Origin of the sequence: Actinomycetospora atypica, from assembly GCF_042653685.1 — a bacterium.
In the GTDB taxonomy this organism is placed as follows: Bacteria; Actinomycetota; Actinomycetes; order Mycobacteriales; family Pseudonocardiaceae; genus Actinomycetospora; species Actinomycetospora atypica.
Genome location: NZ_JBHSIV010000002.1, coordinates 1 through 17809, shown reverse-complemented (window position 1 = coordinate 17809; position 17809 = coordinate 1). Strand labels below are relative to the sequence as shown.

Here is a 17809-nt window from a genome sequence, read left to right as displayed (position 1 = left end):
ACTCCTTCTGCCGGCTGGGGGGCTCAGCCTGCCGGTGGACGGGCTCTCGGTGCTTCTCGATTCCTGATCGCGTGACGGCGGGCCGGTGTGTCAGGCCAACCGGGGAACGTCCCGGGTCAGGGCGTCGGCGATGCGGTGGGCGTGGTTGGTGAACAGGTCGTACTCGCCGAGCCGCCCGGGCTCCACCCACTCGACCGCCGTCGTCTCCACCCCGTCCGCGCGCGCCTCTCCCCCGACGGGCCGGGCGTGGAAGCAGACCGCGAGGGGCTGCAGGGCGCGGCCGTCGTCGAGCAGGGTGACGTGGCGGGGGTCGGTGTAGAGCCCGACGAGGCCCGTCACCTCGATCTCGACGCCCGACTCCTCGCGGGTCTCCCGCACGGCGCACTCGGCGATGGTCTCGTCGAGCTCGAAGATGCCGCCGGGCAGCGCCCACTGGCCGGTGTCCTCGCGGCGGATCAGCAGGATCCGGCCCCGCTCGTCGCGCACGCACGCGGAGGCGCCGGGGATGCGGCCGATCGCGGCCGGCGCGGCGGGGTCGTCGAAGAAGTCCTGGCGCACCACGGGGTCACCGTAGGGTGCCCGGCGTGTTCGAGGACGTCGTCGCCCAGGTCGGTCGGTGGTCGGCCCGCTGGCTGGAGTCGCTGTCGACCCGGCCGGTCGGCGTGCCGGTCGACGCCGCCGACGTGCGCGCCGGGGTCGACGACCACCTCCCGGATCGGGGGGAGCCGGTGGACCGGGTGCTCTCCGACCTCACGCGGGCCTGGGAGCCGGGGCTCGTCGCGAGCGCCGGCCCCCGCTACTTCGGGTTCGTCACCGGCGGGGCCCTCCCGGCCGCCGTCGGCGCGGAGTGGCTGGTCACCGCCGCCGACCAGAACGCCGCCACCTACGTCATGTCCCCGGCCGCCGCCGTGATCGAGGACGTCGCCGCGGCCTGGGTGCTCGACCTGCTCCGCCTTCCCGACGATGCCGCGCTCGGCTTCGTCACGGGCGCGCAGATGGCGAACGTGACCTGCCTGGCCGCGGCCCGACGGTCACTGCTGGCCGCCCGCGGCTGGGACGACGGGGCCGACGGGCTCGCCGGGGCCCCGGTCCCGACCGTGCTGGTCGGCGACCAGGCGCATGCGACTTTGACCCAGGCCCTGCGCCTGCTCGGCCTCGGGTCGGCGCGGGCGGTGCGGGTGGCCGTCGACGACCAGGGCCGGATGCGCGCCGACGCCCTGGCCGACCGGCTCGACGGGGTCGACGGCCCGGTGCTGGTGTGCGCCCAGGCCGGGAACGTGGCCACCGGGGCGTGCGACCCCCTCGACGCGATCGCCGACCTGCTCTCCGACCGCACGGAGAGCTGGCTGCACGTCGACGGCGCCTTCGGGCTCTGGGCCGCCGCCGCCCCGGCCCGGCAGCACCTCGTGGCGGGCGCGGAGCGGGCCGACTCGTGGGCGGTCGACGCGCACAAGTGGCTCAACGTCCCCTACGACTGCGCGATGGCGGTCGTCCGCGATCCGGCGGCCCTCACCGGGGCGCTGACCACCTCGGCCGCCTACCTGCCGCTCGGCGACCTCGACCCGTCCGCCCGCACCCCCGAGAACTCCCGCCGCGCCCGGGCGGTCCCGGTCTACGCGGCGCTGCGCAGTCTGGGGCGCGACGGCGTCGCGGACCTGGTGGAGCGGTGCTGCGCCCTGGCTTCCCAGGCTGCTCTCGAGCTCGGGCGCCACGACCGGGTGCGGATCCTCAACGACGTGGTGCTCAACCAGGTCCTGGTCCGCGCCGACGGCGTCGACGCCCGCGACCTCGCCGCCGCGGTGCAGCGCGACGGCACGTGCTGGGTGGGCACCACGGTGTGGGACGGCGAGCCGGCCGTGCGGTTCTCGGTGTCGAACTGGTCGACGACGCCGGCCGACGTCACGCGGTCGACGACGCGGATCCTGGAGCTCCTCGACGCCCTCTGACGGCGCTCGCCCGCCTCAGGCGTTCAGGTGCCGCCGGAGGACCGCGAGGACCCGCTCGTCGACCTCGGGAGGTGCCGGGACGGCGATGCGGCGTGCGTGGTCGTCCAGGACCTGCTGGGCGGCGGACGCGAGGGACCCGTCGGCGAGCTGGGCCCGCAGCTCCAGGTCCCGGTGTGCCTGGGCGATCGACACGTCGAACATCGTCGCCAGGACGCCCTCCGCCCGGTGCACCGTCACGCGGTCCGCGAGGACGCCGGGCAGGTCGTCGGGCTCCATCGGTGGCCCTTCCGTTCGGGTCGCGGGAGAGACACGCGACCGGTGACACGGCGGGTCCGGGCCGTGCGATGCCACGGCCAGCGTGCGCCCACCGGGCCGGGCGCGTCCACTCGGACGCCGGCCCGTCGCATCGAGGGCGGATACCTGCTGGTCGGGGTGGCGGGATTCGAACCCACGGCCCCTCGCTCCCAAAGCGAGTGCGCTACCAAGCTGCGCTACACCCCGTGCAGGGAGAGTGTAGGGCTCTCCGGCTCCAGGGTTCCTCGCGGATTCACCGGCGCCCGGCCCGGAGGGTCTCTCCGGGCATCGGGGCGGCGCGGCGGCGGCCTGTCGTGACCACCGCTCCTCGACGGCCGGCCGGTGGTCGCCGGTCGGCCGGAGTGCATGGGTGGGCCTGCGGACCTCGTCGTCCGCGCCCGCCCGTCACCTACTGGTCAGTCGAGCCCGCGGACGATGTGGTCCTCGTCGGCGTCCATGACCCTGTTGTCGCGCTGCGTGTCCATGTTCGAACTTCCCTCCGGTCGTCGTGTCGGCCACCGACCATGGTGGTCGCCTCGTCGGGCCTACCGTGAAGTACCAGGTGAGGGTCACAACGGGACAACCTGCCCGGACCCACGGCGTCCGACGATCGCGCTTGTGTACTCGTTCACAAGCTGCGGGGCCAGACCTGCACCGTGACAGAGCGTCTACTGACCGATTCAGAGACCAGAAGTTCACCCCGGAGGGCAACCCCCCGGACGGAGCAACCGTCCCGGAGGGACGCCCGGGACCCTGCCGCCGACCGGCGATCGGCTACGGTGGGAGCGGCCCGTACGCGGGCCATCGCGGGCGTAGCTCAATGGTAGAGCCCCAGTCTTCCAAACTGGCTACGCGGGTTCGATTCCCGTCGCCCGCTCCACACCGTCGGCGCAGGTCAGAGGCACGAGGTAGTAGAACCGTACTACCTGGTACCGGGAAGCACCGGCCGACGCTAGGCTCCGCGCGCATGGGGTCCCTCCGCTACTCGATCAACCTCACCCTCGACGGCTGCGGCGACCACCGCGCCGGTATCCCGAACGAGGCCGTGCACCGCAACGCCCTCGAGGCCATCGAGCGGGCCGACGCGATGCTGCTCGGCCGCGTCACCTACGAGCTGATGGAGGGGGCGTGGCGGCTGCCGGCCGAGCCGGTCGGGTCGCCGGAGCCGTTCGCCGTGACGATCGACGCGGCCCGGAAGTACGTCGTGTCGAGCACCCTGGAGCAGGTCGACTGGAACGCGGAGCTCCTGCCCGCCGACGACCTGGGGACGGCCGTCCGGCAGCTGAAGGAGGCCTGCCCGAACGGGGTGACCACCGGGGGCCTGACATTGCCACTGGCCCTGGCGGACCTCGGTCTCATCGACGAGTACGAGTTCGTGCTGCACCCCCGGCTCGCGGGGCACGGCCCGTGGCTGTTCGCCGGCCTCTCCCACTACGTCGACCTGACGCTGGTGGACCGGGAGGACTTCGGCGACGGCGTGGTGGCGATGCGGTACGAGCCGACGGCGACCGCCTGACCGTTGACCGCTCGGGAGGCGCCCCTCGTCGGGGGCCGAGGACGCGAGAAGCGGCCCGCGTGCTACGTTGTGATCGTTGCAGTCTCGTTTTCCTCGCCGTGCTCGGGTTTCCGTGGATGATGTGACAACGGCCCGGCTGACATGGCTAGAAGGATTGATGACCTTCTTCTGTGCGTCGCGGTCGGGCAACGCTCTTGGGCAGGTCGCCCAGGAACAGCTCGACCCGAAAGAGGATGGATGACTGAAGGAACAGTCAAGTGGTTCAACGCCGAGAAGGGCTTCGGCTTCATCGCTCCTGACGACGGTGGCAAGGACGTTTTCGTCCACTACTCGGCGATCCAGGGCGGCGGCTTCCGGTCGCTGGAGGAGAACCAGCGGGTGAGCTTCGAGTCCAGCCAGGGCCAGAAGGGCCCGCAGGCCGACTCCGTTCAGGCGCTCTGATCATCGCCTGACCGGGCAGGGCGCCGCCGTCAGGGTGCCGCGCCCAGCCCGCCGGGGGCTGTGCTTCCACGCCTCATACCCGTGGAAACACAGCCCCTTCGGCATGTCCGGACCCTTTTCCCCTCTTGAAGATCAGTCCCGGCTCGACGATGCCCGGTGCAGCGCCGCCGCCATGAGCCGGTCGGCCGTCCGGGTCGCCTCGGAGTCGGGCGCGAGCAGGTCGAACGCGTGCGACAGCCCCGGAACCACGTGCAGCTCGGTGGTGACACCCGAGCGCATCATCCGCCAGGCGTAGTCCACGGCCTCGTCGCGCAGCGGGTCGTTCCCGCCGACGAGCACGAACGCCGGGCAGAGCCCGGAGAGGTCCTCGGTGCGGTTGGGGACGATGGAGGGCGCGGGCGGACCGAGGTTCGCCATCACCTGCGCGATCGCCTCCTCCGGGATCACCGGGAGGTCCTCGCGCCGTGAGGCGTGCCCGGGCAGCGCCCGGTCGTCGGTGTTCGGGTAGAGCGCGAGCTGCAGCATCGGGTCGGTGTCGCCGCGGTCGCGGGCCAGCTGGGCGAGCGACAGCGTCAGCATCCCGCCCCCGCTCGCGCCGGTGACCGCGATCCGCCGCGGGTCGACGTCGTAGTCCTGCGGGTGCTCCGTGACGTGCCGCAGCACCGAGTAGGCGTCGTCGAGGATCACCGCCGGCGGGTTCTCGGGCGCCATCCGGAAGTCGACGCTGATCCCCACGGCGCCGGTGTCGCGGCAGAGCGCGAGGCAGCGCCGGTGCTCGGTGTTGAGGTGCCCGAACGACAGCCCGCCGCCGTGGAGGAGCACGTAGCCGTGCCGCCGGGGATCGGGCTCGGCGGGACGGTAGATCCGGACCGGGACGTCGTGGTCGCCGGCGGTGTTCCCCACCGTTCCCGACGACCACGTGACGTCCCGCTCCGGCGCCGGGTCGGGCCCCGGGTCGCGCAGCACGGCCAGCACGGCCGGGTCGCTCAGGTTGCCGCGACCGCCTCCCGTGGCGGCGCGGTACGCCTCCAGGGCCGGCGCGAGCTCGGGGTCCCACCAGGGCACGTGACCACTCCTCCTCGTCAGGAGAGGATCTCGTCCAGGCGCTCGTAGCCCTCGACCACCCCCTCGTCCATCCCGGAGTGAAGCATCCCGTCGCGCGCCTCGAACGAGTCGCACAGCGAGAAGCCCTCCAGGCGGGTGCGTCCGTCGGGCAGCGGCACGAGGGTCATCGTCTCCAGGGCCACTCCCTCGGGGAAGCCGGCGTAGGTGAAGGTCTGGACGATGCGCTCGTCGGGACGGAGCTCGTGGAACGACCCGAAGAAGTGGTGCTCCACGCCGTCCTCGCCGACGTGCGTGTAGCGGTAGCCGCCGCCGGTCTCGGGCTCCCAGCGCTGCAGCGTCATCGTCAGCCGGCGCGGGCCGAGCCACTGCACGACGAGCTCGGGGTCGACGTGCGCGCGGTAGACCGCCGACGGCGGGGCGTCGAACTCGCGGGTGATGCGGATGGCCGGGACCGTGGGGTCGGCCTCGATGCGGGTGGCCAGGGCGGTGTTCATGGTTCTCTCCTCGTGGTCGTGGTCGTGTTCGTGGTCGCGCGAAGGACCTCGTCGAGCCGCCGGTACCGGGCGTCGGCCCGGCGGCGGTAGGTGTCGAGCCAGCCGGTGAGCAGGTCGAACACGTCGACCTCGAGGTGCGCCCAGCGCTGCTGGCCGTCCCGCCGGCGGGTGATCAGACCGGCCGTCTCGAGCACCCGCAGGTGCTTCGAGACGGCCTGGAAGCTCACGTCGTAGGCCGACGCGAGCTCCGTGACCGTCATGTCGTCCGCGGTGAGACGGGCGACGATGTCGCGTCGGATGGGGTCGGCGAGTGCGGAGAACGCCCGCGACAGCTCGTCGTCCACCCGACTCGACCTCCGTTGTTCAACCTTGCGGTTGAGTACGACTGTAGGACTACCGAGGCTCGGAAGTCAACGAACACTCGACCGGGAGACTGGGCGGATGGCCGGCTCCCGCGCTGCCGCGAAGGCTCGCACCCACGAGAACCTCCTCGACGCCGCGACGACGGTCTTCGCCGCGCGGGGCTACGGCGCCGCGTCGGTGGAGGAGATCGCCCGCACCGCCGGCGTGTCGGTCGGCTCGGTCTACGCGCACTTCACCACCAAGGAGAAGCTCTTCGTCGCGCTGATGGAGCGGCGCGCGCAGAGCGAGTTCGCCGCGGCGCAGGCCGAGCTCGCCGACGGGTTCGAGGCCGCCGTGCCCGCCCTGAACCGGCAGTTCCTCGCCGAGGCCGACTCCGACCACCTCGCCGAGCTCGGCGCGGAGGCGTGGCTCTACGCCGTGCGCTCCCCCGCGTTCGGGGTCGAGCTCGCCGAGCACCACCGGCGGGTGCAGGGCGTGGTCACCGAGATGGTCGCCGCGGAGCGCGCCCGCCGCCGGACGAGCTTCCCGATGTCCGACGACGAGGTGGGCACGGTCGCCACCGCCCTGGCCCGCGGGCTCGTCCAGCACCGCCGGCTGCGGCCCGAGGCGGTCGCCGACGACCTCCTCGGGCGCGCCCTCACCGCTCTGCTGCGCGGTCTGGAGACTCCGGGCGGGACGGCTCCGGGCGGGACGGCTCCGGCGGGGACTGCTCCTCCGGCGGAGTGACCTCGCGCGGCGCGAGCCGGCGCATCACGTGGTAGCCGACGATCGTCACCACCGTCCCCAGGGCGATCCCGCCGAACTGCCCGCCCGCGTAGCGCATCGTCACGTCGCCGACCCCGATGACGATGCCCGCGGCGAGCGGCACGAGGACCTCGGGGCGGGAGAAGTCGACCTTGTTCTCCACCCAGATCCGGGCCCCGAGCAGGCCGATCATCCCGTAGAGCACCACGGTGATCCCGCCGAGCACGCCGCCCGGGGTGGCCGCGACGACCGCCCCGAACTTCGGGCAGAACCCGATCAGCACCGCGACCACCGCGGCGACCCAGTAGGCGGCCGTCGAGTACACGCGGGTCGCCGCCATGACGCCGATGTTCTCCGCGTAGGTGGTGGTCGGCGACCCGCCCACTCCCCCGGCGACGGCGGTGGCGATGCCGTCCGCGGCGAGCGCGCGCCCGAGGTAGGGGTCGAGGTCCTCGCGGGTCATCGACGCGACCGCCTTGACGTGCCCGGTGTTCTCCGCGATGAGCGCGACCACCACGGGCACGACGACGAGGATCGCCGAGGCGCTGAACGCGGGCAGGTGCAGGCCCGGGGCGTCCGGGGTGCCGAGCGGCAGCCCGATCCACGGGACGTCGGAGACCCCGGAGAGGTCGACCCGCGGGTGGGCGGAGACGACGCCGGAGCCGTCGGGCGCGGTGATGGGTCCGAGCACGGCGTCGAGGACGATCGAGAGCAGGTAGCCGACCACGAGGCCCACCAGGATCGCGAGCCGCCCGAGCATGCCGCGCCCGGCGACCGCGATCACCATGACGACGAGCATCGTCACCAGGGCGACGCCCTGGTCCTGGGGCCAGTACACGCCGGCCACCACGGGCGCGAGGTTGAACCCGATCAGCAGGACGACCGCACCGGTCACCGCGGGCGGGAGGATCGCGGAGATCACGCGGGCGCCGCCGAGGTGCACGGCGAGCCCGACGAGCGCGAGCACCACGCCCGTCACCGCGATCGCACCCGTGACCTCGGCGCTCGTGCCGCCGTCGGCCCGCACCGCGGCGACCACCCCGACGAACGAGGCGCTCGTCCCGAGGTAGCTGGGGACGCGCCCCCGGGTCATCAGCAGGAACAGCATCGTCGCGAACCCGGAGAGGAGGATCGCGAGGTTCGGGTCGAGCCCCATGAGCACGGGGAAGACGAACGTCGCGCCGAACATGGCCAGCACGTGCTGCAGGCCCATGCCGACGGTGCGGCCCCAGCTCATCCGTTCGTCGGGGCGCACCACCTCTCCCGGGGCGGGGGCGCGGCCGTCGCCGTGCACGGTCCAGCGGAAGGGGCTGCTCACACGGGGCTCCCGGTCTGTCCGAGCCGCTCGGCGACCTCGGCGCGCGGTGGTGGGTCGAGCTGGGGCAGGGGGGTGCGCTCGGCGCCGGCGGCGAGCGCGTCGAGCACGAAGGCCAGGTAGCGGTTCCAGCGGTCCTCCTGGACCTCGCCGCCGAACGGGGCCGCCACGCTCGCGAGCATGTGCGCCGCGGCGGGCAGGTCCCGGACCTCGAGGTCGGCGCGGACGACGCCGGCCTCCCGGGCGCGCGTCACGAGGTCGTGCAGCGGGCCGACGAAGCGCAGCACGAGGTCGACGGTGAACGCGCCCGCGTCCTTGGCGGCGCGCAGGATGCCGCGGCGGTGCACGAAGGCCCGAGCCATCCCCTCGACGACCACCTCGACCGCGCGCATCGGGTCGGACTCCGCGGTCGCGCGCGCGAACAGGGGCTCGACGGCCTCGTCGAAGTACTCGCTGAAGACGGCCGTCACCAGCTCCTCGCGCCCGCCGAAGCGCCGGTAGAGCGTCGAGGGCCCGACCCCGGCGCGGCGCGCGACCTCCTCCAGCGGCACGTCGGGACCGAGCTCTTCGAACGCCTCGCGCGCCGCCGCGACGATGGCGCGGTGGTTGCGCAGGGCGTCCGCGCGCAACGGCCGCGCCGTCGGGTCGGTCACGGGGCGCGACGCTAGCAGCGCACGGGACTCCCGCCAGTCCTCGACCGACCCGTCACTCCTCGATGGAGAGGGCACCCGACGGGCACGAGCCCACCGCGTTGCGGGCCTTCTCGGCGTCGGCGCCCTCCGGGGCCTCGTCGAGGACGACGACGACCGCGTCGTCGTCCTGGTCGAACACGTTCTCGGCCGCCAGCACGCAGTTGCCGGCGCCGATGCAGACGTCGCGGTCGGCAAGGATCTTCATGGGTGGGTTCCTCTCCCGGTGGCCGGAGGTGGTGGTGGTGCCGCTCGGTGTGGTCGGGGTCGATCTCACCAGGTGACCGGCAGGTGCCGCAGTCCGTAGACCACGGCGGCCGACCGGAACTCCGGCTCGCCCGCCACCGCGAGGGCCGGGAAGCGGCGCAGCAGGGCGGGGAACGCGGTGGCCATCTCCATGCGCGCCAGCGGTGCCCCGAGGCAGTGGTGCACCCCGTGGCCGAACGCCACGTGGTGCGACGCAGGTCCACTCCCCGTCGCTCCGCTCGCCCTGCCCCGCCCCACGTCGAGCCGGTCGGGGTCCTCCACCAGGGCCCGGTCGCGGTCGGCGGAGGGCAGGGACACGACGAGCAGGTCGCCGGCCGAGACCGGGGAGCCGGCCACGTCGGTGTCGCGGGTCACGCGCCGCGGGACCCCGGAGTGCACCACCGACAGGAACCGCATGAGCTCCTCGACGGCCGGGGCCGTGGCCTCCGGGTCGTCGCGCACGGTCGCGGCCTGCTCCGGGTTCTCCAGCAGCGCGAGGGTGCCGAGGGAGAGCATGTTCGCCGTGGTCTCGTGCCCGGCGATGAGCAGCAGCGACGCGACGCCGACGAGCTCGGCGCGGGTGAGGTCGTCGCCGTGCTCGCGCACCAGCATCCCGAGCATGTCCTCGCCCGGCTCGGCGCGGGCCCGGTCGACGAGCGTGCCCATGTAGGCGCGCGACTCCGAGGCCACGGCACCGCGCTCGGAGAGCGGGCGGGTCAGGTCGAGCTGCACCGAGGCGCGCCGGTGGAACTCCGCGCGGTCGGCGTAGGGCACCCCGAGCAGCTCGCAGATGACGAGGCTCGGGATCGGCAGCGCGAACTGCTCGACGAGGTCGGCGGGCGGCCCGGCCTGCGCCATCGCGTCGAGGTGGTCGGTGACGATCTCGGAGACCCGCGGCTGCAGCCGGCGGATGCGCTTGACCGTGAACTCGCCGGTCAGCAGGCGCCGCAGCCGGGTGTGCTCCGGCGGGTCGATCATCAGCAGGTTGCCGGCGCGCTGGTCGTCGTCGGAGCCGGGCAGGGCCGGCAGACCCGCGCTGGAGAAGCGCGTCGCGTCGCCGAGGACCTCCCGCACGTCGGCGTAGCGCGTGACGAGCCACGCGGTCAGGCCGAGCGGGGTGGTGACCCGCTCGAGGCCGGGCCGCCCGCGCAGGTCCGCCATGCGCGCCGGCGGGTCGAACCGGTCGCGCTGCATGTGGAGCGGGAGGGCGGTGGGGGCGGCCATGCTCCCGACGCTAGCACCGGATTCGGGAGCCCACTTCCACCTACACCGCTCCAGGGGCCGGACTCATCCCGGCGGCGCACTCCAGGGCCGCCGCGACGAAGTGCGCGACCGCCGGGGAGCGGTCGCTGCGCCGGTAGGCCACCTGCAGCGCGACCTCCGGGACGTCGCCCTCCAGCGGCAGGAACACGACCCCCGGCGGGCGCAGGTTGGCGTAGTAGGAGGGCTGCAGCGACACCCCGAGCCCGGCGGCGACGAGCCCCAGCTGGGTCTCGATGTCGGCGCCCTCGGCGACGATGCGGGGGCTGAAGCCGTGGTCGAGGCAGTAGCTGACGATGATGTCGAAGAACGCGCGCCCGAGCGGGCGGGGCCAGAGCACGAACGGCTCGTCGGCGAGCGCGGCCGGGTCGACGGTCGGGCCGCCCGCCAGCCGGTGGTCGGTCGGCACGGCGCACAGCAGCGGCTCGGCCACGAGGTGGTCGACAGCCACGGACTCGGTGGGCCGCGCGGCGCGGACGAGGCCGACGTCGAGGCGCCCGTCGGCGAGGGCCACGAGCTGGGCGGAGGTGTCGTGCTGGCTCACCTCGAGCCGCAGGTCGGGGAACGAGGCCCGCACCGAGCGCAGGATGCGCGGCGTGATCGACGCCAGGGCCGTCCCCACCGAGCCCACCACCAGCAGGCCCACCGCGCCCTGGGCGGCCTGGGTCACCAGCGCCTGCGCCCGCTCGGCCTCGTAGAGCACCCGCGGCGCCGCCTCGAAGAGCACCCGGCCCGCGGCGGTCAGCTCGGTGGCCCGGCTCGAGCGGTCGAACAGCGCGACCCCGAGACTCTTCTCCAGCGCGCGGACCTGCTGCGAGAGCGCGGGCTGGCTGACGTGCAGGCGGCGCGCCGCGCGGCTGAAGTGCAGCTCGGTCGCCACGGCCAGGAAGGTCCGCAGCTGCCGGAGCTCGAGGTCCATGGTCCCGATGGTGCCCCCAGGGGACGAGGAGCGGCACGACGACCCGCGAGCCGGGCCGGGCAGTCGCCGACGACGGAGTGTCCGTGTCCCGGAGCCGCGGGTCCCGCGCCTCGTCGACCTGGCGCCCGCCCGGAGCCGGCCCCGCAGCGGGCGTTGCGGCCCGCACACGGTGGTCCGCGCTCGCACTCGGTCCGCAGGCCGTTGCGGCCCGCAACGCCGGCATCGGGGCACGTCGACGCGCCGGTGGCCGTGTGCGTCCCGCAACGCCCGGGTTGTTGCGCCCCGGGCACTCGCCCGGCCGGCAGGGCGCCCTCGTCCGACCGCGTCCGACATAAGGCGGCCCTTCTCGGAGCAGTGGCAGCCCTGATCGCGGATCCGCACCACGGGGCCTCGTCGGGACCCAGGGTGGAACGCGACCGACAGGATCCGACCCGGGAGCGCGTTCGGACATGAACAGCGACCACCGCTACGTCGTCGTGGGATGCGGGGGCCTCGGCTCCGCCGCCCTCTACTGGCTCGCCCGTGCGGCGGGGAGCCGCGAGGGCGCCGTGCTCGGCCTCGAGGCCCACCACCTCGGGCACGACCGCGGCGCCAGCCAGGACCACAGCCGGATCATCCGGTACGCCCAGCACGAGGACGCCTACGCCGCCCTCGCCCCCGCGGCCTACGACGCCTGGCACGACGTCGAACGCGTCTCGGGCCAGCAGCTCGTCGTCGAGACCGGCGGGCTCGTCATCGAGGACGTCGAGGCCCGCCGGGGCGCCGACACCGGGTCGCGCAACATGGACGGGTACCGCGCGGTCGCGGCCCGCCACGGCGTGCCGCTCGAGGAGCTCGACGCCAAGGGCGTCACCCACCGCTGGCCGCAGTTCCGGCTCTCGGGCACCGAGCAGGCGCTCTACCAGCGGCGCTCGGGCATCGTCGACGCCCGCCGCGCGAACGCCACGCACGTCGCCCTGGCCCGGGGTCACGGCGCACACGTGGAGCAGGACTCGCCGGTCCGGGCGCTGCACCCCACGCGCGACGGGGTCGAGGTCGTCACCGACGACGAGGTCTACCGCGCCGAGCAGGTGATCGTCACCGCAGACGCCCGCACCAACGAGGTCCTCGCCGGCGTCGGCCGCGAGCTGCCCCTGACCGTCCTGCAGGAGCAGGTCACCTACTACGCGACCCCGAACCTGCTCGCCTTCTCCCCCGAGAACTTCCCCGTCTTCATGTGGCACGGGGCCGACAACTTCTACGGCTTCCCGGTCTACGGCGAGGTCGCGACGAAGCTCGGGCAGCACATGGGCGGGCACGAGGTCACCGCCGACTCGCGCACCTTCGAGGCCGACCCGCTGCGCCGCAAGCGCCAGGAGGAGTTCCTCGCCGAGCACGTGCCCGGCTTCGGCGGCCCCGAGCTGTACACGAAGACCTGCCTCTACACGATCCCGCCCGACCAGCACTTCGTCATCGACACCGTCCCCGAGGCCCCCAACGTCCACGTCGCCGTCGGCGCCGGGCACGCCTTCAAGTTCGCCTCGCTGATCGGGCGGATCCTTGCCGAGCTGGCCACCGCCGGCCGCTCCCGCCACCCGATCGACACGTTCTCGCTCGACCGCCCGGCCCTGCTCGACCCGGGCTTCGAGCGGAGGTTCCATGTCTGAGCAGACCCTGACCCGGACCACGCTGCCCCAGCCCTGCTACACCGACGACGCGGTCTTCGCCGACGACCTCGAGCACGTCTTCGCCCGGAACTGGACGTTCGCCGGACACACCTGCGAGCTCGGCCCCGGCGACTGGTTCCGCCGCACCCTGGGCCGCGACCAGGTGATCGTCGTCCGCGACCACGACGGCACCCTGCGCGCCCACCACGACGTCTGCGCGCACCGCGGCTCCCGCCTGACGACCGCCGAGTGCGGCACCGCGAAGGCGTTCGTCTGCCCGTACCACCAGTGGGTCTACGGGCTCGACGGCCGCCTGCGCTCGGCCCGGCTCATGGGCGAGAACTTCCCGACGAGCTCCGTGACGCTCGCGCCGGTCGCGGTGCGGGAGGTGGCGGGCCTGGTCTTCCTCCGCCTCGCCGACGACGGGGCGCCGGAGGGCTCGATGGACGCGTTCACCGCGGCCGCCGAGCGCCGGCTCGTCCCGCACGGCCTCGCCGACGCCCGCATCGTCGCCCGCGACCGCTACCGGGTCGCCGCGAACTGGAAGACGCTCGTGGAGAACAACCGCGAGTGCTACCACTGCCGCGGGAGCCACCCCGAGTTCTCGCTCTCGAACTTCGAGCAGGGCACCCACGGTGACGTGCGGGCCAACCCCCGCTACGACGAGGCCCTCACCCTCGCCCGGCAGCGCTGGGCCGCGCGCGGGCTCGACCCCGACGACGTCTCCTTCCCCGGCGACGCCTGGTTCCGCCTCGCCCGGCTCCCGCTCAAGGACGGCTTCGCGACCGAGACCCTCGACGGGCGGCTCGTGGCGCCGACGATGGGAACGCTGCCCGACGCCGAGGTGGGGAGCCTCCGGATCGTCGGCCTGCCGAACCTCTGGGCGCACGCCAACGCCGACTACGCGATGACCACCCGCCTCACCCCGGTCGACGCGGGCACCACCGACGTCGAGGTCTGCTTCCTCGTGCGTGCCGACGCCCGGCTCGACGACGCCGACGTCGACGCCCTCACCGCCGTCTGGCGCGCGACCTCCGAGCAGGACTGGGAGCTGTGCGAGGCCAACTACGCGGGGATCGCGTCGCGGGGCTACCGCCCGGGGCCGCTCTCCCCCGTCGTCGAGGCCTCCGTCGCCGCCTTCCTCGACTGGTACGCCGCCCAGCTCCCGGTCGCCCGGGCGTCCTAGCCGGAGGTCGGGGAAGGGCTCAGAACAGCAGCTCGAAGCGCACACGCGGGGCGGCCGGGTCCCCCACCATCCGCTCGACGACCGCGCGGGCCTGCTCCTGCACCGGATCGTCCGACAGCGCCTCGAGGTAGCGGCGGTGGCAGGCCAGCGAGGCCACCGCGGCCTCGACGAACCCGGTCACGTCGACCTCGTGCGTCGGGTGCGCCGACGCCGCCACGGCGATGTGCCGCGGCGAGTGCGCCGCGCCCTCGTCGGAAAAGATCCAGCGGGTGCCGGCGTCGGAGACGGCGTCGATCGCGGCGCGGCCCACCGCGCGGTGGTCGGCGGAGTTCCAGCCGACCCCACCGGCCCAGCGCTCGTGGTGGTTGAGGGTGACGACGAGGTCGGGGCGCACGTCGCGGACCACCCGGCAGATGTCGCGGCGCAGGGCGAGGCCCTCGACGACCGTGCCGTCGGCGTGGCCGTCGAGGAACCGGACGTCGTGCACCCCCACGGCGGCGGCGCTCGCCCGCTCCTCGGCCTCGCGCGCGGGGCCGGCCTCGCCCGGGTGCGTCGTCGCGATGCCGGCCTCCCCGCGGGTGACGAGCAGGTAGGTGACCTCCTTCCCGGCGGCGGTCCACGCGGCGACGGCGGCGGACACGCCGTACTCGAGGTCGTCGGGGTGGGCGGCGACGGCGAGGACGCGGTCGACGTCGTCGGGCAGCGGTTCCATGGGGACGACCTTGCACCACCGGCCCGATCGGGAGCCGGAACCCGGCGAATCGGACACTCTCGGTAACAAGTCGGTGGACCGGGAGTGTCCGGGCTCACCTCTCGAGTAGAGCGTCAGCCATGACGGAGACGCAGAGCGGGGACGTGACCGCCGGCAGGACCGAGCGGGCCGACTCCGGGCTGCGCAAGGACCTCGGGTTCTGGTCGCTGCTCGCGGCCGGGCTGGGCAGCGTGATCGGCTCGGGGTGGCTGTTCTCCTCGCTGTACGCCGCGCAGGACGCCGGGCCCGCCGCGATGCTCGCGTGGGTCATCGGCGGGGCGCTGATGCTCTGCGTCGCGCTGGTGTTCGCCGAACTGGGGATGGCCAAGCCCGAGTCCGGCGGGCTGGTGCGCTACCCGATGTACAGCCACGGCGGGCTCGCCGCCGGCATCGTCGGGTGGGCGAACTGGATCAGCTACGTCGGCAACCCGCCGACGGAGGCCGCGGGCGTCGTCCAGTACGCGGCGAGCTACCTGCCGGGGGTCTACGAGGACGACCAGCTCACCGGGCCCGGCATCGCGATCGCCGTCGTGCTCATGGCCGGGTTCGTCGCGCTGAACTGGTTCGGGGTGCGGCTCTTCGCCCGCTCCAACACGACGATCACCGCCATCAAGATCCTGATCCCGGTGACGACGATCGTCCTGCTCGTCGCCAGCGGGTTCGACTCCGCCAACCTGACCGACCACGGCGGCTTCGCCCCGTACGGCTGGAGCGCTGCGCTGGCTCGATCGCGACGGCCGGGATGGTGTTCGCCTACACCGGCTTCCGCAACGTCGTCGAGCTCTCCGGTGAGGCCCGCGACCCCCGCCGGACCGTCCCGCGCGCCCTGATCACGACGATCCTCGTGACGATCGTGCTCTACCTCGGCCTGCAGCTGGCGTTCCTCGGGGCCGTGCCCGCCTCGTCGCTGCTCGGGGGCTGGCACGGCGTCAACTTCGACTCGCCGTTCGCCGACCTCGCGATGGTCCTGGGCCTGACGTGGCTCTCGTGGACGCTGATCGCCGACTCGATGCTCTCCCCGTCGGGCTCGGGCATCGTGTTCACCGCCGCCAACGCCCGCAACGTGTTCGGCCTGGCCAAGAACGGCTTCTTCCCCGCCTGGCTGACCGGGCTGAACGGGCGCGGTGTCCCCGCCCGGGCGCTCGCGATCAACTTCGTCATCGGGCTGGCCTACCTGCTGCCGCTGCCGAGCTGGCACTCGATCATCTCGGTGACCGGGTCGATCGCGGCCTTCACCTTCCAGATCGGCGCGGTGTCGCTCATCGCGTTCCGCCGCTCGGGGCTGACGCGGCAGGACAGCCGGCTGCGCGGCATGACCGTGGTGGCGCCGGTCGCGTTCGTCGTGTCGTCTCTGGTCATCTTCTGGGTCTCGTGGACCGAGCTGCGCGTCGCGATGGCCATCACCGCGATCGGGGTGGTCGTCTACGTGGCGGTGTGGCTGCGCTCCGGCCGGCCCGCCGGGCAGCTCTCGGGCGGGTACTGGCTGGTGGTCTACCTCGCCGGGATCACGGTGTTCTCCGCGCTCGGCAGCTTCGACGGCGCCGAGCTGGTCCCGGCGCCGTGGGACAGCGTGGTCGTCGCGGTGTTCGCGCTGGCGGTCTACGGGTGGGGGGTGCGCAGCGGGGTGGCGCACATGCTCGCCCGGCCCGAGATGGTGCAGCGCCTGCGCGCCGAGGCCGACCTCGACCGCGGCGACTCCCCCGAGGAGGTCACACCCGCGCGCTGAGCCCCTTCGGCGCGACGTGGCGGTAGGCGTCGGTGACGAGCCCGCGGAGCTCGTCGTCGTCGAGGGCGTCCCCGCCGGTCAGGTCGAGGCGCAGGCCCACCCAGCCGCGGTGCCCGACGTAGGGCGGCCGGAAGAACCGCGCGGGCTCCGCGGCGATCAGCTCCGCGGCCACCCCGGGCGGGGCGGCGGCCCACAGCGCGACGTGCGGGTCGCCGTGGGTGTGGTCGGCGAACATGACGAAGGTCTTCCTCCCGCGCACGAACCAGCACGGGGTGCCGTGGCTGGGCCGCTCGACCACCTCGGGCAACGCCAGACAGGCGGCCCGGACCCGCACGAGCAGCGCTTCGGCGTCCATGGCCGTCGGAGGGTAGTGCCCGCCCGGGTCAGAGCAGGAGGGCTCCGACGAGGATCGAGAGCAGGAAGGCCCCGAGCACCACGAGGGTCACGATCTTCGCCCAGGGGCGGTGGGCCGACATCGCCACCGGCTCGTCGGTCCCGCGCTCGGTCTCCACTGCCACCTCCACGTCCGGTTCGTCCGCTTCGAGACTACCGGGCGGGCTGTGAACGGGCGGCGTGGCGAGCCGGGGCGGGGTCGCCGGCTCCGGCGGGGGCGGCGTGGCGGCCGGGCGCCGAGGGCGAGGTGGTGGGGCGCGAGATGGTCGGGCGCGGGATGGTCGGGCGCGGGATGGTCGGGCGCGGGATGGTCGGGCGCGGGGTCGATGCGGACACGGGCTCGCGGGGCGCGGGGGCCGACGACCGCCGGCCCCCCGCCGCGTGGGCGCCGAAGGTCATGCAGCCACCGAAGGGGGGCGTGGCGTCGTCGTCGTACGGGACGCGGGGCTCCGGGCCGGGCCGCGTCTCCGTCGCCGGACGGGCCGGGAGGCGAGCGGTCGGCGCCGCGGTCGAACCCGGGACGGACGAGGCGGGGGCGGACGAGGTTGGGGCGGTCGGGGTGACGGCGGTCGGCGCGGGGGCCTCGGCCTCCGCCCGGCGGCCGCGGGCGGTGGTGGCCGTGTGGCGGGAGGTGCCGGAGAGCGCGCGGGGCGCGCCCGCGGAGCTCTCCTCCAGGCGCCGACGACCCGACCCCGCGGGGCGCGGACGGTCCGACCCCGGCGTGGCCTGCTCCGGCGCCGCGCGCTGGTGGGCGCGCAGCGCGTCGGGGGCGGACGGTCGGGGCCGGTCCTCGGGCGCGCGGCGGGGCCGCGGGA

At 74.2% G+C, this 17809-nt stretch carries 21 protein-coding genes, 2 tRNA genes and 1 pseudogene; 9 read left to right on the top strand and 15 right to left on the bottom strand.

Features of this window, described 5'->3' with window-relative positions:
* Window positions 1-90 precede the first annotated feature (90 nt).
* Window positions 91-561: an NUDIX domain-containing protein gene (locus ACFPBZ_RS01825; RefSeq protein WP_378034287.1), complete on the bottom strand. Its 471-nt coding sequence runs from the start codon at window positions 559-561 to the stop codon at window positions 91-93.
* Window positions 562-584: 23 nt separating this feature from the next.
* Between ACFPBZ_RS01825 and ACFPBZ_RS01820 the strand changes: the two genes are divergently transcribed.
* Entirely contained in the window at window positions 585-1946 is a 1362-nt protein-coding gene (locus tag ACFPBZ_RS01820) for a pyridoxal phosphate-dependent decarboxylase family protein (RefSeq protein ID WP_378034286.1), read from the top strand.
* 15 nt (window positions 1947-1961) lie between these two features.
* Here ACFPBZ_RS01820 and ACFPBZ_RS01815 read toward each other — a convergent pair whose 3' ends face one another.
* Both ACFPBZ_RS01815 and ACFPBZ_RS01810 read right to left on the bottom strand, forming a co-directional pair.
* A complete protein-coding gene (locus ACFPBZ_RS01815) occupies window positions 1962-2222 on the bottom strand; it encodes an ANTAR domain-containing protein (protein WP_378034285.1) in 261 nt (86 codons plus the stop codon).
* A 148-nt stretch (window positions 2223-2370) separates the two neighbouring features.
* Window positions 2371-2447, bottom strand: a tRNA-Pro gene (locus tag ACFPBZ_RS01810).
* A 599-nt stretch (window positions 2448-3046) separates the two neighbouring features.
* Between ACFPBZ_RS01810 and ACFPBZ_RS01805 the strand changes: the two genes are divergently transcribed.
* The 3 genes from ACFPBZ_RS01805 (at window position 3047) to ACFPBZ_RS01795 (ending at window position 4197) form a co-directional block, all read left to right on the top strand.
* Window positions 3047-3120 (top strand) — tRNA-Gly (locus tag ACFPBZ_RS01805).
* A gap of 87 nt (window positions 3121-3207) precedes the next feature.
* On the top strand, window positions 3208-3756 hold the full coding sequence (locus tag ACFPBZ_RS01800) for a dihydrofolate reductase family protein (protein ID WP_378034284.1): 549 nt from the start codon (window positions 3208-3210) through the stop codon (window positions 3754-3756).
* 237 nt (window positions 3757-3993) lie between these two features.
* Complete coding sequence (locus ACFPBZ_RS01795) at window positions 3994-4197, top strand: cold-shock protein (protein ID WP_378034283.1); 204 nt, start codon at window positions 3994-3996, stop codon at window positions 4195-4197.
* Window positions 4198-4329: 132 nt separating this feature from the next.
* Here ACFPBZ_RS01795 and ACFPBZ_RS01790 read toward each other — a convergent pair whose 3' ends face one another.
* Genes ACFPBZ_RS01790 through ACFPBZ_RS01780 form a run of 3 tightly spaced genes read right to left on the bottom strand, consistent with a single transcriptional unit; the run spans window position 4330 to window position 6100 of the window.
* A complete protein-coding gene (locus tag ACFPBZ_RS01790; protein WP_378034282.1) occupies window positions 4330-5262 on the bottom strand; it encodes an alpha/beta hydrolase in 933 nt (310 codons plus the stop codon).
* Between the two features lie 17 nt (window positions 5263-5279).
* Window positions 5280-5756, bottom strand: a complete 477-nt coding sequence (locus tag ACFPBZ_RS01785) for an SRPBCC family protein (RefSeq protein WP_378034281.1) — start codon at window positions 5754-5756, stop codon at window positions 5280-5282.
* Window positions 5753-6100 (bottom strand): ArsR/SmtB family transcription factor, encoded by a 348-nt coding sequence (locus tag ACFPBZ_RS01780; protein WP_378034280.1) that lies wholly within the window; start codon window positions 6098-6100, stop codon window positions 5753-5755. The genes ACFPBZ_RS01785 and ACFPBZ_RS01780 overlap by 4 nt, the downstream gene beginning before the upstream one ends.
* Window positions 6101-6197: 97 nt before the next feature.
* On the opposite strand from ACFPBZ_RS01780, the gene ACFPBZ_RS01775 reads away from it, so the two are divergent.
* On the top strand, window positions 6198-6845 hold the full coding sequence (locus tag ACFPBZ_RS01775; protein WP_378034279.1) for a TetR/AcrR family transcriptional regulator: 648 nt from the start codon (window positions 6198-6200) through the stop codon (window positions 6843-6845).
* Here the strand turns inward: ACFPBZ_RS01775 and ACFPBZ_RS01770 are convergent.
* From ACFPBZ_RS01770 to ACFPBZ_RS01750, 5 genes are all read right to left on the bottom strand, one after another.
* The gene (locus ACFPBZ_RS01770; protein ID WP_378034278.1) at window positions 6757-8181 is read right to left on the bottom strand and encodes a uracil-xanthine permease family protein; all 1425 of its coding nucleotides are present in this window, start codon (window positions 8179-8181) and stop codon (window positions 6757-6759) included. The two genes, ACFPBZ_RS01775 and ACFPBZ_RS01770, sit on opposite strands and share 89 nt — an antisense overlap.
* Complete coding sequence (locus ACFPBZ_RS01765) at window positions 8178-8831, bottom strand: TetR/AcrR family transcriptional regulator (RefSeq protein ID WP_378034277.1); 654 nt, start codon at window positions 8829-8831, stop codon at window positions 8178-8180. Before ACFPBZ_RS01765 ends, ACFPBZ_RS01770 begins: the two co-directional genes overlap by 4 nt.
* Window positions 8832-8883: 52 nt before the next feature.
* A complete protein-coding gene (locus ACFPBZ_RS01760; protein WP_378034276.1) occupies window positions 8884-9075 on the bottom strand; it encodes a (4Fe-4S)-binding protein in 192 nt (63 codons plus the stop codon).
* Between the two features lie 65 nt (window positions 9076-9140).
* Entirely contained in the window at window positions 9141-10337 is a 1197-nt protein-coding gene (locus ACFPBZ_RS01755) for a cytochrome P450 (protein WP_378034275.1), read from the bottom strand.
* Between the two features lie 40 nt (window positions 10338-10377).
* Window positions 10378-11292, bottom strand: coding sequence for a LysR family transcriptional regulator (locus ACFPBZ_RS01750; RefSeq protein ID WP_378034274.1), 915 nt, complete (start codon window positions 11290-11292; stop codon window positions 10378-10380).
* A 449-nt stretch (window positions 11293-11741) separates the two neighbouring features.
* Here ACFPBZ_RS01750 and solA point away from each other — a divergent pair, with 449 nt between their 5' ends.
* The gene (gene solA, locus ACFPBZ_RS01745; protein ID WP_378034273.1) at window positions 11742-12938 is read left to right on the top strand and encodes an N-methyl-L-tryptophan oxidase; all 1197 of its coding nucleotides are present in this window, start codon (window positions 11742-11744) and stop codon (window positions 12936-12938) included.
* Complete coding sequence (locus ACFPBZ_RS01740; RefSeq protein WP_378034272.1) at window positions 12931-14124, top strand: aromatic ring-hydroxylating oxygenase subunit alpha; 1194 nt, start codon at window positions 12931-12933, stop codon at window positions 14122-14124. Before solA ends, ACFPBZ_RS01740 begins: the two co-directional genes overlap by 8 nt.
* Window positions 14125-14143: 19 nt before the next feature.
* Here ACFPBZ_RS01740 and ACFPBZ_RS01735 read toward each other — a convergent pair whose 3' ends face one another.
* Window positions 14144-14836, bottom strand: a complete 693-nt coding sequence (locus tag ACFPBZ_RS01735) for a PIG-L deacetylase family protein (RefSeq protein WP_378034271.1) — start codon at window positions 14834-14836, stop codon at window positions 14144-14146.
* Window positions 14837-14955: 119 nt separating this feature from the next.
* Between ACFPBZ_RS01735 and ACFPBZ_RS01730 the strand changes: the two genes are divergently transcribed.
* Both ACFPBZ_RS01730 and ACFPBZ_RS01725 read left to right on the top strand, forming a co-directional pair.
* Complete coding sequence (locus ACFPBZ_RS01730; RefSeq protein WP_378034270.1) at window positions 14956-15705, top strand: APC family permease; 750 nt, start codon at window positions 14956-14958, stop codon at window positions 15703-15705.
* Window positions 15618-16601 (top strand): APC family permease, encoded by a 984-nt coding sequence (locus tag ACFPBZ_RS01725; protein WP_378034269.1) that lies wholly within the window; start codon window positions 15618-15620, stop codon window positions 16599-16601. Before ACFPBZ_RS01730 ends, ACFPBZ_RS01725 begins: the two co-directional genes overlap by 88 nt.
* Here the strand turns inward: ACFPBZ_RS01725 and ACFPBZ_RS01720 are convergent.
* From ACFPBZ_RS01720 to ACFPBZ_RS01710, 3 genes and pseudogenes are all read right to left on the bottom strand, one after another.
* The gene (locus tag ACFPBZ_RS01720; protein ID WP_378034268.1) at window positions 16585-16956 is read right to left on the bottom strand and encodes an MmcQ/YjbR family DNA-binding protein; all 372 of its coding nucleotides are present in this window, start codon (window positions 16954-16956) and stop codon (window positions 16585-16587) included. The genes ACFPBZ_RS01725 and ACFPBZ_RS01720 overlap by 17 nt on opposite strands.
* A gap of 28 nt (window positions 16957-16984) precedes the next feature.
* The gene (locus ACFPBZ_RS01715; protein ID WP_378034267.1) at window positions 16985-17113 is read right to left on the bottom strand and encodes a hypothetical protein; all 129 of its coding nucleotides are present in this window, start codon (window positions 17111-17113) and stop codon (window positions 16985-16987) included.
* 34 nt (window positions 17114-17147) lie between these two features.
* A pseudogene (locus ACFPBZ_RS01710) lies at window positions 17148-17809 on the bottom strand (hypothetical protein); the annotation flags it as partial.

Coding starts and splice junctions, on each gene's coding strand:
- ACFPBZ_RS01815 (WP_378034285.1), bottom strand. CDS start 2,222: ATGGAGCCCGACGACCTGCCCGGCGTCCTCGCGGACCGCGTGACGGTG.
- ACFPBZ_RS01800 (WP_378034284.1), top strand. CDS start 3,208: ATGGGGTCCCTCCGCTACTCGATCAACCTCACCCTCGACGGCTGCGGC.
- ACFPBZ_RS01795 (WP_378034283.1), top strand. CDS start 3,994: ATGACTGAAGGAACAGTCAAGTGGTTCAACGCCGAGAAGGGCTTCGGC.
- ACFPBZ_RS01785 (WP_378034281.1), bottom strand. CDS start 5,756: ATGAACACCGCCCTGGCCACCCGCATCGAGGCCGACCCCACGGTCCCG.
- ACFPBZ_RS01775 (WP_378034279.1), top strand. CDS start 6,198: ATGGCCGGCTCCCGCGCTGCCGCGAAGGCTCGCACCCACGAGAACCTC.
- ACFPBZ_RS01760 (WP_378034276.1), bottom strand. CDS start 9,075: ATGAAGATCCTTGCCGACCGCGACGTCTGCATCGGCGCCGGCAACTGC.
- ACFPBZ_RS01755 (WP_378034275.1), bottom strand. CDS start 10,337: ATGGCCGCCCCCACCGCCCTCCCGCTCCACATGCAGCGCGACCGGTTC.
- ACFPBZ_RS01750 (WP_378034274.1), bottom strand. CDS start 11,292: ATGGACCTCGAGCTCCGGCAGCTGCGGACCTTCCTGGCCGTGGCGACC.
- solA (WP_378034273.1), top strand. CDS start 11,742: ATGAACAGCGACCACCGCTACGTCGTCGTGGGATGCGGGGGCCTCGGC.
- ACFPBZ_RS01740 (WP_378034272.1), top strand. CDS start 12,931: ATGTCTGAGCAGACCCTGACCCGGACCACGCTGCCCCAGCCCTGCTAC.
- ACFPBZ_RS01735 (WP_378034271.1), bottom strand. CDS start 14,836: ATGGAACCGCTGCCCGACGACGTCGACCGCGTCCTCGCCGTCGCCGCC.
- ACFPBZ_RS01730 (WP_378034270.1), top strand. CDS start 14,956: ATGACGGAGACGCAGAGCGGGGACGTGACCGCCGGCAGGACCGAGCGG.
- ACFPBZ_RS01725 (WP_378034269.1), top strand. CDS start 15,618: ATGGTGTTCGCCTACACCGGCTTCCGCAACGTCGTCGAGCTCTCCGGT.
- ACFPBZ_RS01720 (WP_378034268.1), bottom strand. CDS start 16,956: ATGGACGCCGAAGCGCTGCTCGTGCGGGTCCGGGCCGCCTGTCTGGCG.